The sequence below is a fragment of the Pseudoalteromonas sp. NSLLW24 genome (genome assembly GCF_015864725.1).
Taxonomy (GTDB): Bacteria; Pseudomonadota; Gammaproteobacteria; order Enterobacterales; family Alteromonadaceae; genus Pseudoalteromonas; species Pseudoalteromonas arctica.
The window spans coordinates 21,934-34,920 of record NZ_JADYWQ010000020.1 but is presented as its reverse complement, the minus strand read 5'-3'; the positions used below and the strand labels follow the sequence as shown (position 1 = coordinate 34,920).

The window sequence follows — 12,987 nt, the reverse complement described above, 5'->3', positions numbered from 1 at the left end:
AAATTTAAACCTTAATAAAAGTTCATATTTTTCAATAGGTAATATTTATATACATAATTCACTGAGGTTTTGTTGTGTAAAATTCACTCAAATGTATGTAGTTGTTACTGATTAATTACTAGAAGATTCACAGATCGTCTGAACATATTACGGGGGGTTTAATGAAGCTTGTCTGAATTACATTTGTATAAAATAAAAAAGCCGCAAGAGCGGCTTTTAAATGTTTAGATTTAACTTAGTTATTTCTTTTTAAATCGACGCACTATTGATAGTGGTGCTAAAAGAAGTGATAACCATAATAATGAACCTGCATCATTATCATCATCTGAGCGTAAGTTATTTACTTTCACGGCTACTTTTTCAACGTTAGATAAGTTACCCACGCTATCCTGAGCTTGCACTGTTAAAGTAATACGATTTTCAAATTCGTAATCAATCTCTCCAGCAACAACTAGCTGCCCCTGATTGTTAATAGAAACGCTGTCATTATCAGATGTGATAAATTTAACAACTGGTGATTCATCGGCATTTGGATCACTAAAATCGAGTGTGCCGATAATTGTTCCAATTGCGCTGTTTTCATCGACTGCAAAAACTTGATCAGCTTTAATAACTGGCGTTTGCTCTTCAGGTGTTAAAGTGATTTCAGATTTAATATCAATAATTACAGGGTCGTGATCTGATGCGCGGTATGCACTTTCAGAGTACAAACTAGATTGTTGACCTTCGCTTTTAAACTCTACATTGTAATCAAGAGAAATAGGTTCATCTGCGTTGATGTGCCAATCTGTTGCTGCGACAATTTTGCTAAGTAGTGATTGGGTAGCTACTGCATGATCTAAACTACCAGCGCGACCAGAAAAGCGGTAAGAATAACCAAGCGTATCACCATCAACTTCTGCAACTACATTTTTGTAGCCTTTATCAGCAAATGCACGTATAGGATCTTCCATTGCGTAAGCATTCATATCGCCGACTAAAATAGTATCTTCGTCGTCAACACCGGTTGGTTTGCTATCAAGCCAATTTGCGAATGCATTAGCACCTTCTGTGCGTATTTCATTCCAACAGCCTTGTCCATCACCTGAATCTGCATTGTTTCCAGAAGCACTACCACAGCTTTTAGATTTAAGGTGTGACACAGCAACAGTAAATACTTCATCAGTTTCTAATGATTTAAAGCTTTGTGCAATTGGAGCACGGTTACTAAAATCAAATGGAGCCTCAGTCGTAATAGCAGCAGTACCTACTTCTTCTACTTTGTTAGCACGATAGATAAGTGCGGTAGTAATTGCATCGGTACCAATTTGATCTACGTTAAAATCAACAAATGCATATTTGTTAGCACTATCAGCGTCATTTAATGCATCTACTAAGCTTGCAATTGCACTAAATTCGCCAAAACCATCATTTTCAATTTCCATTAAACCAACAACATCGGCCTGGATAGCGCTAATGGCACTTACAATTTTAGCTTCTTGGCGAGTAAATTCAGCTTCTGAATCTGCACCTCGGGCTGTAGGGAACCCTCCGCCTTGGCCATCACCATTAAAGTAATTAAGTACGTTAAAGCTAGCTACACGTAAATCTGCTTCAGCATTAAGTTCAGGCGCATTTTCACGTGCATTTGTTGCAATAAACGAAGGTGCTACCGTTGGGTGGATTCTGTAAAGGCTAAAGCTATAAGCAAGTGCCCCCGTAACCGTATTAACTGTATCGCCAGTACGTAATGTATTTTCTGCTGATAAGCCTGGAGTTGGGTAGGCTGTAGGGTCTAAGTTTTGTACTGTAGAGCCATCATCTAGTAAAATCTTTTTAAGTAGATTTTCAGTTTCAACTGCATTAGCTGCATCTCCAGGTAATGCAACTTGGGTACCTTGATACAAGCGTTCTGTTGCTAATTCAACTTCACCATATCGACCAAGGCCAAAGTTATTAGTTACTACTAATGGTTGTTCTAATGTAACTAACATACCTTCAAAAGCTTCTAAATCAGTTGTATCAGCTAAAGGTAAAGTGATTTTTGTAGCTGCTGCAGCTAAACCAGTGCCACATATGGCAACTTGGCTAACACTGCCGATTTGTGTTGCATCAAAATATTCTTCTACAGTACCTTGTACACGTACATGGTCGCCTACGTTTACGTCAATATCTGCAAAATAAACAAATACACCTTCAGAGGTGAGAGGATTTGCATCTATGTCAGCAGCAAGTGAGCTAACAAAAAAGCCTTTTAATTGATCATCATCTTGGAAGTCTGCGGTTACAATCCCCTCAAACTCTACTAAAGTATCAACAAGCGGGCTTGCAGAGCTATCGCCTTGTATAGCGTTAATTAGTACTTTTTCTGCGCCACAAACAAGTGGTTCAAGTGGTTCTGGTTCTGGAATTGGTTCAGGTGTTGTTCCACCATTACCTGCATGTGAACCTAAACCATCAAAGTCATCTTGGTCAAACTGTACCCATTCTTCACTCGGGTTAAACTCTGCGTCAGGTGTTGTTCTACCTGCGGTAATACTATCTTTTCTACGAAGTGTTTTATTTTGTGTTTGTACTGCGCCCTCAGACCAAAACGAACCGGGATCTACACCGCGCTGGCCAAAGCTATCGACTACAGTGCTACCTTGCATTAGAACTAACGCATCATCACCATTAAAGTTAGCAACACCATGTTCTAAATCGGCTTTTTCTTTTAGTGCATCATTTGAACTTGAATTAACAACAACAAAGGTACTGTTAGCTGCCAAAGTACCAGACAAATCAAGAGTTGATTGAATTGTAGTTTTGCCATTTACATACAAACTTAGTGAGTACTGATCAAGAGTTAGTGGAGATGACGAGTTATTATAAAGCTCAATTGCTTTATTATTACTGCTTCCCTCTATGTATTCTGAAATGATTAGATCTGCGGAGGCTGGCGCACTGAGACTTGCTATAACAAGTGCGAGTGGTGTTATTTTTGTTTTAAACATTTTTTTATTATTCCCGTGTATTAATCCCAAAATGGGACACCAGTTTAGAGAATAAATATGACGAAAATAATACAAAAATGTAAACGAATGTAAATAAAAGGCGGTTTAACCGCCTTTTTATAAAAACCTTACTTTTTAGCTAGGTATTGTGCGGCTTGCTTAGCAAAATAGGTCAATATTCCATCAGCGCCTGCACGCTTAAATGCAAGTAAAGACTCCATTATAGTAGCTTCCTCACTTAACCAACCGTTATCAATAGCTGCTTTGTGCATTGCATACTCGCCACTTACCTGATATGCGAAAGTAGGTACACCAAACTCGTCTTTAACACGACGTACAATATCTAAATAAGGCATGCCAGGCTTAACCATGACCATATCAGCGCCTTCTTGTAAGTCTAATGCGACTTCACGTATTGCTTCATCAGAGTTTGCTGGGTCCATTTGGTAGGTTTTTTTATCGGCACCTTTTAAGTTTCCAGCAGAACCTATTGCATCTCTGAATGGGCCATAGTAGCTAGATGCGTACTTAGCTGAGTAGGCCATAATACGGGTATGCACAAACCCATCAGCTTCAAGTGCTTCACGAATTGCAGCAATACGGCCATCCATCATGTCCGAAGGGGCAATTACATCAGCGCCCGCTTCTGCATGCGAGAGTGCTTGTTTAACTAAAATTTCGGTGGTTACGTCGTTTATTACATAGCCTGTGTCATCAATAATGCCGTCTTGACCGTGCGTCGTGAATGGATCAAGTGCACCATCAGTAATTACACCCAACTCAGGAAAGGCTTCTTTTAAAGCGCGAACAGTGCGTTGCACTAAGCCATCGTCATTATATGCTTCTTCGGCAAATAGTGATTTTTTGTCCGCAGGGGTTACCGGAAAAATAGCAACGGCAGGTACGCCAAGCTCAACAAGTTCTTTTGCCTCAAGTAATAGTAAATCTATCGATAGACGTTCAATACCAGGCATTGATTCAATTGCTTCGCGACGATTTTTACCTTCTAGTACAAATACAGGGTAAATTAAATCGTTTACGCTAAGTTGGTTTTCGGCCATTAAGCGGCGAGAAAAGTCGCTGCGGCGCATTCTGCGCATGCGAGTATACGGGAAAAGGTCTAATCCTGATTGGGCCATATTAATATGCTCCTACTGTGGTAATGGAAAAGTGATTACTTGATTACGGCCATGTTGCTTTGCGTAATAAAGTGCTTTGTCGGCGCACTCAGTAAAAATTTGAGGGTTGCTAACATCATCAGCAATGCTGGTGTATACACCAGCGCTAATTGTAAATTGAATATCATTATTGGCAACCGTTACTGTACTGGCTGAGATAGCTGCTCGTATTTTTTCAGCTATGTCTTGTGCACCTTCGCTGGGGGTATTAGGTAATAGCACCACAAACTCTTCACCGCCATAACGAGCAACTTCATCGAGTGGTCGCTTTAAATGATCTTTTATAAGGTCAGATACAGCTTTAATAACTTGATCGCCAATTATGTGTCCGTATGTATCGTTAATGCTTTTGAATCGGTCTATATCAAGCATAACAATACTAAGCGGCGTTTGTTCTCGACGAGACCGACGAATCTCCATTATTAGCTTTTTATCAAAAAAGCGTCTGTTTTTTATTCCGGTTAAAGCGTCTTCGGTATTGAGTAACTCAAGTGAGCGGTTTTTTTCTTCAAGTTCTCTGAGTGTAACTTGTAATTCAAAGGTGCGTTCGTCGACTTGTGATTCGAGTTCTTGGCGTGTTTTTTCTTGTAACTTTAAGCGCTCTTTAAGTAGCGTATCTTGAGCTGCATTTTCAGCAATCAAGGTTTGCTGAGCAATTACTTCTTCATCACGTTGCAAAATAAATAACTTCATTACACTGTAGCATAGACAAAATGTGCAGCTAAAAAAGCATGTAAATACAAATGCTAATGTACTTCTGTCAAAGGCGTATAGCCCTATTACTGCAACAATAAAATAAAGCATCACCACCAAGAAAAAAACTAATACGAGCAGTAGCGCTTTATTAGGTTTAGAAGGTGATAAACGTATGCACATAAGTGTAGTTGCAATATAAAAGCCTAAAACGATTGGGATAGTAGTTAAGCAAAATAGTGTCACTATATGGGTTGGAAATAGCCAAATAAACAATAACGAGACACCTAATGCGTTAACTATCACTTTTTGAACCGTAAGTAAAAAAGAGGGCTTTGGATGGCAAATTTGCTTTTGTAAAGGCAAAAACATTAAAGCAATAAGCATAAGTAATATAGGGATCATAACTTGCTGTAACGCTGGCAAATTAGGATGAATATATTTTAGGCCAAAGCCACAAATGTAGGCTAATAAACTACCTAATGTGAGGGTAATTAAACCAGCATAAACAAAATAACGTTTACGTGAAAAACTATATAAAACTAAGCAACTCACACCTAAAGAAAATATAAAACCAATCAATAAGCCATAGAGTAAATTAAGTTTACCTTTATGTGCCAAATAAGCTTCTGGTTGCCACAGCGTTAAAGGGACTCGCAAGCCGGAGCTATTCGTCACTCTCATAATAATAATGGTTTCGCTATTTGCAGGGCTAATTAGTTTAACTAATAAAGATTCACTCTTAATCGCACGTTTATCAAGGGGGTATGCATCGCCAATTTGGGTGTGAGAAATTAATTGCGAGTTATGTAACTGATATACTTGAACGTCGTTTAGCAGAGGGTTGTTTAGTGACAACAGTTGTTCGGTATTATAACTAAGCGTGTTTTTTATTTTAAATTTCATCCATACAGAACGCTGCTCTAGTCCTAAATTAAGAGGTTTACCTGTGTTTTTTTGCCACTGTATATGGCTACTTTGATGTGCATCTAATAGCGAAGTTGGTTCAAAAGAGTAATGCAGGTTATTAATGTTTTGGGAGTTAAAATCATGTTTTATTATTACAGGGCTTGCGAAAGAGCAAAAAGTGCAAAGAAGCATCAATAGACTTAGTAATGCTTTTGCGCACGCCATTAGCAGCTCTTTAAACCAAAAACATTGTAAAAGTTTTCTGTAGTTTTGCGGGCCACAACTTCTTCATCTATTTGATAAAGTTGCGCAACTGTTTGGCAAATATAAGGAAGCAGAGCGGGTTCATTTTTACGCGATTTAGGTTTTAGCTTAACTGTTCGTGGAATTAAAAATGGTGCATCAGTTTCTATTAATAATCGATCTAGAGGAATGCTAGGCACTAGTTGTTGTAAATCTTTACCACGCCTTTCATCACATACCCAACCCGTTATACCAATATACAGACCTAAATCTAAATATTGCTTTAGAGCTGCTGAGTTACCCGTAAAGCAGTGGAGTACACCGCGAATATTAAACTCTTTTAAAATACTTAGCATGTCGTCACTTGCATCACGTTCATGTAAGTAAACAGGTAAATCTAATTTTTCGGCAAGTGCTAGGTGGCGTCTAAAAACACTACGCTGTACATCGCGAGGCGAAAAGTCACGGTTATAATCAAGGCCGCATTCACCAATCGCTATGACTTGCTTATTGTTTGCAAGTGCAGTTAATTGTGCTTCTAATTCATTCGTCGCCGATTTAGCATCATGTGGGTGGACACCCGCCGTAGAATATTGGAGATGTTTTATCGCAAGTTCAAGTGATTGCTGACTACTCGCAATATCACAACCTATAATAAGCATATTTGTAACACCGGCTTCGCTTGCACGGGTAATTACATCATAATGCTGGTCATCAAATTGATGATTAGTTAAGTTAACTCCAGCATCAATTAACGTATATGACATTACTTAGTACGTTTAACGCGAATAGAGCGGTTTTTACCGTCTTGTTTCAGTAAAAAGGAGTTGAATGCACCACGGCTGATTACAATTGTATCGTTTTCTTTTAAACGCATGCTGTCAGAGCCAATTTGACGCCATTGTTGGCCGTTATCTAGCGAAATAATTAACTCGCCATAAGCTGCTTCTTTCACTGAAGTAACCATAGCTTTAATTTCAGTCTCTTTTTCTACCTGTGATTCTTTGTGCTCTAAGCCAAAATCGTCAGCTTTTGCCTTTGCTTGAATTGGTGCAGCAACTACGACTTGAGGTACATTGTTAGCCGTTGGTGGAGTGAGCGTTTTTGTTATTGTTGGCTTTGTTAGTGATTTACCAGCAATTGTATTGTCATAGCAAAGTAATCGGTTAAAGTCATTTTCAATAAAGCTACATGCCTGTAACGCTTGAGTATTAAATTCAGTTTGCGCAGCAAAAGTAGGCGCACTTAATAAAACCAATAGTGAGAGTAGTTGTTTTTTCATTTTATTCCTCAGATTCTTTTTGTGGTTTGGCGGTATAAAATTTTGCTAAAATTAAACCTAGTTCAAACAAAAGAAGCATCGGAAATGCTAATAATGTTTGTGATAAAACATCAGGCGGTGTTAAAAACATCGCGACTACAAAAACACCCACGACGATATAAGGGCGCTTTTCTTTTAAACTTTTTGTTGTTGTTGCGCCACTCCAGCATAGCAGCATAATAGCTACTGGAATTTCGAAAGCGATACCGAATGCAAAAAATAGTTTTAATACAAACCCTAAATAGCTACTTATGTCGGGCGCAAGGGTCATCATTTCGGGGCCGGTACTTGTAAAAAAGCCTAAAATAATTGGCAGAACTACAAAATAACAAAAAGCTATGCCGCCATAAAATAATATTATACTTGAGGCGAGAATGGGCATGAGCATTTTTTTTTCGTGCTGATATAACCCCGGTGCTATAAAGCCCCAAATTTGATGCAATATCCACGGAATCGACGCAAATAAAGCGACAAATAAAGTAAGTTTGAAAGGTGCAAAAAAGGGGGCTGTTACATCGGTTGCAATCATAGTCGCAGTACTTGGCAAATGCGAAACTAACGGCTGTGCAACAAAGGCGTAAATATCATTCGCAAAATATACTATGGCAATGAAAATAACTAAAATGCTCAATAGTGCTTTTATTAGCCGATCACGTAACTCAATTAAATGCGCTACAAACCCCGATTTTACTTCCTCAGCCATTATTTTTTATACCATGTAGTAAGTTGACCACAAAGTGAGAAATAAATTTCACTTTTTCTCATCAAATTGTTGGTTATTTGATGTATCAGATTGTGTTTTTTTGTAGCTGTGAGTAACTGATTCAGCCGCTTTTTGTAGCTCTGTTAATGAACTTTGTAGCTCAGGGCTTAAGTCTTTTAGTTCTTGTTGTTCTGCTTTTTTAAGGTTTTCGTGAAGTTCATGAATACGCAGTTCTTCACTTACTTCGGCTTTTACCGAGTTGGCAAGTGATTTAGCGGTTTTAACCCATTTACTCACTGTTCTAATAGCAACAGGTAAGCGCTCAGGACCGAGCACCACTAAGCCAACAATAAAAATAACAACAAGCTCCCACATCCCCATACTAATTAAACCTTATTGCTATCTTTGTTTTTTTCAGTATTGGTTGAGTCGTCAACGGTGCTTTTTTCTGATTGTTGAATTTGCTCTGATTTTTCTTGCTCACTCGCTGTGTCGTCCGACATTGCTTTTTTGAAGCCTTTAACAGCGCCTCCAATATCACCTCCCATACCGCGTAGTTTTTTTGTGCCGAAAAGTAAAACTATGATCGCTAAAACAATTAATAATTGCCAAATACTAATACCACCAAAACCCATGGTTTTCTCCAATATATAAAACGGTTAAATGTATATTTTAAATACTAATTATACGCCCAATAGCGCAAATAGCACTCAGTTTATGCGTTGCGCCATGCTGCAATAAAGCTAATAGCAGATAAGGCTATTGCAATGCTTGCAGCTACTAAATCGTGCTGTAAATAACAAAGTGTTGCCATAATCATTGTAGCACTACCAAATAAACTCAATATTAAAGGTTTATGAGATACCTTTTGTTCTTGAGGTTGATGAGCGTGTGGTGCACGCTTTAAATTTTGGTAAATTAGATCAGGTAGTTCAGGCATTTTTTCAGCCCAAAATGGCAAGTTAGCATACATTTGCTTCAGTACTGATAGCGGTCCAACTTGCTGCTTCACCCAATCTTCTAAAAAGGGTTTGGCTGTTTTCCATAAGTCGAGTTGCGGGTAAAGCTGACGCCCTAATCCTTCAACGTATAATAAGGTTTTTTGTAGCAATACTAATTGCGGTTGTACTTGCATGTTAAAACGACGTGCAGTATTAAATAGATTTACGAGCACGTGACCAAATGAAATTTCAGCCAAAGGTTTATTAAATATAGGCTCACAAACTGTGCGAATTGCAAATTCAAATTCTTCAATGCTAGTATCTGGTGGTACCCAACCTGAATCAACGTGTAGCTGTGCAACTTGGCGATAATCACGATTAAAAAAGGCGATAAAGTTTTCAGCTAAATAGCGTTTATCTTCTTTGCTTAACGTACCAACTATACCGCAATCAATACCGATATACATTGGATTTTCAGGATGCTCGCGAGAGACGAATATATTACCAGGGTGCATGTCGGCATGAAAAAAGCTGTCTCTAAACACCTGCGTAAAAAACACTTCTACGCCGCGCTCAGCAAGTAATTTCATATTAGTGTTTTGCGCCAGCAATGCATCCGTATCAGACACTGGTATACCGTAAATACGCTCCATTACCAGCACATTGCTACGGCTGTAATCACTGTAAACTGCAGGTATATATAATGAATCAGAGCCTTCAAAATTGCGTTTTAGTTGAATGCCATTGGCACCTTCTCGCATTAAATCGAGCTCGTCTAGGAGTGTTTTTTTGTATTCTTTAACCACTTCAACGGGGCGTAGACGTTTTGATTCGTTATGGACTTTTGCAAGTACCTTAGCGAGCTTTTCCATTAACGCTAAGTCGGCATTAATTTGCTCGTAAATATTGGGTCTAATAACCTTAATTACTACATCTTGCTCAATGCTTTGCTCATCAATAAGCTTTGCTGTATGTACTTGCGCTATAGATGCTGAGGCCAGTGGAATTTGTGAAAACTCACTAAACAACTCACTTATGTCGTTAATTTCTAACGCTTTTTCTATAATTTTTTGTGCAAGTGCGCCTTCAAATGGCTGAACTTGATCTTGTAAAAACGCAAGCTCTAAAGCGATATCATGAGGGAGTAAGTCACGACGAGTTGAGAGCATTTGGCCAAATTTAATCCAAACAGGACCAAGCTCTTGTAGTGCCAAACGTAAGCGTAGCCCTGCAGGTTTTTCTTTGTGCTGATTACGCAGCCAAAACAAACTGCCACGAGCTACTTTACCAAACCAAGGGATCTTATGTTTTGGAATTAGCTCGTCTAACCCATAGCTAAGTAATGTTTTGGTGATGTTATACAAACGTGCAGTCGACACAAAAAATCCTTAGCGGGTGTTTGAAGGTGAAAAAGAGTTTAACAAGGTATTTATACGCTGCTCAACAGCAGCGACTTGGCCTTTGAGTTCTCTATTTTTTTGTTTAAATTGCTCAAGTTCTAATGGGTGAATAGTAATTGCGAGCTCATCTTGGCATAAACTTGTAAGCATTGTACTTATTTTAGTGTTGGTTTTGCTGCTTTTTTGTTTTAGTTTTTTTAAGTGCAGATATAACTGCTGAGCGGGGGTATCGCCAATGTATCTAGAGAGCTGTTCAGGCCAATCAATATCAATGCCTGAAAACGCATTGCTATAAGTTTGCGCAATATTTAAATCGCCTTGTAAGTCGAGCTTATCTTGGCGAATTAACTGGGTAAGCATAGCTGGGTTTTTAAGCGCTAAAAGCGTGTCTATGTCTGCGCTGATCATACAATCTGCGTTTTCATTATTTTGAGCACTGTATAAGTGTAATTGCTCAGCGCTATAAACAAGTTGGATGCTTTGTTGCCAATCTCTTACTTCAACCACTAAGCGCTGATGTTTAACGGCGCTTAGCTTTTGAGATAATTGTGGGTCAAGGCTAAGTGCTTGATTTAGTACACGCTCAATAAGCGAAAGTACAAAATTAGGTAACATAAAAAATTCAGATGGCATTGCATCATTATTATTTTTTGTTATTTTCTCAAGCGCCATAACTGCTAGCCTTAATATTTAAAACCACGGTGCAGCGCAACAATTCCGCCTGTGAGGTTTTGGTATGTTGTTTGCTCAAAGCCTGCATCTTCCATCATCGCTTTTAGCGTGTCTTGATCTGGATGCATTCGAATAGATTCAGCTAAATACTTATACGATTCACTGTCGTTAGCAACTAGCTTACCCATTGTAGGCAATAAATTAAATGAGTAAAAATCGTAAGCTTTACTAAGTACGTCATGCTCTGGTTTTGAAAACTCTAAAACAAGTAAACGACCACCTGGCTTTAAAATGCGGTACATAGAGCGTAATGCTTTGTCTTTATCGGTAACGTTACGTAAGCCAAAGGCAATAGTGATCACATCAAAGCTATTATCTGGGAACGGTAGCATTTCTGCATTCATTTGTACGTAGTCGATATTGCCCACTAATCCAAGATTATGCAGTTTTTCACGACCAACTTTAAGCATAGATGAGTTTATATCACCCAAAACAACTTGACCCGTTTCGCCCACTAATTGGCTAAACTTTGCCGTTAAGTCGCCAGTGCCGCCGGCTAAATCGAGTACATGATGGCCTTTACGAACACCTGAGCTTGCAATAGTTTGACGTTTCCATAAACGATGCACCCCAAAAGACATTAAATCATTCATTACATCGTATTTTGCAGCTACTGAGTGAAATACATCAGCAACCATAGAAGCTTTATCGTTCTCGGCTACTGTTTTATAACCAAAATGCGTGGTCTTTTGTTCGGTTTCGTTCATGATTAATCTCTATCGTGACAATAGAGGTTAGTGTACTTTATTGTACACAGTAGGTGCAATTTGAATATGATTTATCAGGTAATTTATTGCCCTGCAGTGTAACTACTTTGACCTAATGAACGTGCTTTAAAAGCCGCATGAGATGCTTTTTTTGCTAACTGATTAAAATCATCTTCTTGTTGATGCTGAGCAATTCCTAGTGATAAGCCAATACTTGGTAGCTTGATACCTGTTTTTGAACTAACAAAGCGTAGCTTTTCGACCCCATTTCGTACTTTTTCGGCAATAACATTAGCTGTATCTGGGTCTATGTCGGCGAGGAGAACAGTAAATTGATCTTTTGCTGTGCGACCAGGTAAGCCACTTTGAAAAACATATTTTTGCACTTGCTTAGCGACTTTACTCAAAATGACTTCACCAATAATATCACCATAATTTTTAGTAAAGTGATCAAGGTTGTCTATTTGAATCGCTATTGCGCAAATAGATTTTTGTTGATTAGTCCACACTTGGGTTTGTTGCGTTAAATAATGTCGCTTATAAAGCCCTGTTTGGCTATCAATAATATGCTGTTTACGAAGTTGAGTTAGCTGCTTTTGTGTTTTTTCGTGTAGTTGTTTGGCTTTGCTTAGTTCTTGCTTAAATTGCTTATGTTGGTTGAGTAATTCGGCGGTTTGATTATGAAGAACTTCAAGCGCTTGACGGCTTTGTTCTATGTTGTTCTCATCTAGCGAATGTACGCATTCGCTCACTTGACCCGCAAAGCGAATTATTTGCTTTTCAGTAGCTTGAGAATTTTGAGAAAGTGAGTTTATAACACCATCAACATTTTGAATCATGTTGACTTGCGCTTTGTGGCCAGTATTTAAAAACTCAGAATGTAGTTGTTCAATTAAAACGCTATCTATATTGTCTTCAACAGCGATAGCACGGTCTAAAGCTTTATTTAGCTTGAGATTAGTTTGACTGGTATAAGCATAAATAACTTGATAATTCAGCGGCGTAGGTGGGAGCGTATAGCGCTCTAAAAAAACACACACTTTGGTCATTTTTTCTTGTGCAATAGCCATGGAATCATGGAACATCATTTTAAATACCAACTAAGTACGCATAAGTGCAAATTTTAAAATATCTCATTCCATGAGGCGGTTATGCGTCCGAGCTTTTTATTATTTTTTTATACAGTAA

Annotated in this window: 12 protein-coding genes; all 12 read right to left on the bottom strand. The window is 38.5% G+C overall.

Going from position 1 to position 12,987, the window contains the following annotated elements; genetic code table 11:
• Positions 1 to 239: 239 nt before the first annotated feature.
• The gene (locus I6E72_RS17270) at positions 240 to 2,972 is read right to left on the bottom strand and encodes an ExeM/NucH family extracellular endonuclease (protein ID WP_197113370.1); all 2,733 of its coding nucleotides are present in this window, start codon (positions 2,970 to 2,972) and stop codon (positions 240 to 242) included.
• Between the two features lie 128 nt (positions 2,973 to 3,100).
• On the bottom strand, positions 3,101 to 4,111 hold the full coding sequence (gene hemB, locus I6E72_RS17265) for a porphobilinogen synthase (protein WP_007579839.1): 1,011 nt from the start codon (positions 4,109 to 4,111) through the stop codon (positions 3,101 to 3,103).
• Between the two features lie 12 nt (positions 4,112 to 4,123).
• Positions 4,124 to 5,977: a sensor domain-containing diguanylate cyclase gene (locus I6E72_RS17260; RefSeq protein WP_197113368.1), complete on the bottom strand. Its 1,854-nt coding sequence runs from the start codon at positions 5,975 to 5,977 to the stop codon at positions 4,124 to 4,126.
• On the bottom strand, positions 5,977 to 6,762 hold the full coding sequence (locus tag I6E72_RS17255) for a TatD family hydrolase (protein ID WP_007579842.1): 786 nt from the start codon (positions 6,760 to 6,762) through the stop codon (positions 5,977 to 5,979). Before I6E72_RS17255 ends, I6E72_RS17260 begins: the two co-directional genes overlap by 1 nt.
• Entirely contained in the window at positions 6,762 to 7,277 is a 516-nt protein-coding gene (locus tag I6E72_RS17250; RefSeq protein WP_165722835.1) for a hypothetical protein, read from the bottom strand. The genes I6E72_RS17255 and I6E72_RS17250 overlap by 1 nt, the downstream gene beginning before the upstream one ends.
• 1 nt (position 7,278) lies before the next feature.
• Positions 7,279 to 8,019 (bottom strand): twin-arginine translocase subunit TatC, encoded by a 741-nt coding sequence (tatC, locus tag I6E72_RS17245; protein ID WP_121953986.1) that lies wholly within the window; start codon positions 8,017 to 8,019, stop codon positions 7,279 to 7,281.
• A gap of 48 nt (positions 8,020 to 8,067) precedes the next feature.
• Positions 8,068 to 8,400: a Sec-independent protein translocase protein TatB gene (tatB, locus tag I6E72_RS17240; RefSeq protein WP_165722836.1), complete on the bottom strand. Its 333-nt coding sequence runs from the start codon at positions 8,398 to 8,400 to the stop codon at positions 8,068 to 8,070.
• Between the two features lie 5 nt (positions 8,401 to 8,405).
• Complete coding sequence (gene tatA / locus I6E72_RS17235; protein ID WP_007579853.1) at positions 8,406 to 8,654, bottom strand: Sec-independent protein translocase subunit TatA; 249 nt, start codon at positions 8,652 to 8,654, stop codon at positions 8,406 to 8,408.
• Between the two features lie 80 nt (positions 8,655 to 8,734).
• A complete protein-coding gene (gene ubiB, locus I6E72_RS17230; protein ID WP_101217598.1) occupies positions 8,735 to 10,339 on the bottom strand; it encodes a ubiquinone biosynthesis regulatory protein kinase UbiB in 1,605 nt (534 codons plus the stop codon).
• Between the two features lie 9 nt (positions 10,340 to 10,348).
• Positions 10,349 to 11,032 (bottom strand): ubiquinone biosynthesis accessory factor UbiJ, encoded by a 684-nt coding sequence (locus I6E72_RS17225; RefSeq protein ID WP_197113352.1) that lies wholly within the window; start codon positions 11,030 to 11,032, stop codon positions 10,349 to 10,351.
• Positions 11,033 to 11,043: 11 nt separating this feature from the next.
• Positions 11,044 to 11,799: a bifunctional demethylmenaquinone methyltransferase/2-methoxy-6-polyprenyl-1,4-benzoquinol methylase UbiE gene (gene ubiE / locus I6E72_RS17220; RefSeq protein WP_024589468.1), complete on the bottom strand. Its 756-nt coding sequence runs from the start codon at positions 11,797 to 11,799 to the stop codon at positions 11,044 to 11,046.
• Between the two features lie 83 nt (positions 11,800 to 11,882).
• Positions 11,883 to 12,869 carry a GGDEF domain-containing protein gene (locus tag I6E72_RS17215; protein ID WP_007579862.1) on the bottom strand — a complete coding sequence of 329 codons (987 nt, stop codon included), beginning with the start codon at positions 12,867 to 12,869 and terminating at the stop codon, positions 11,883 to 11,885.
• Between the last annotated feature and the right edge of the window lie 118 nt (positions 12,870 to 12,987).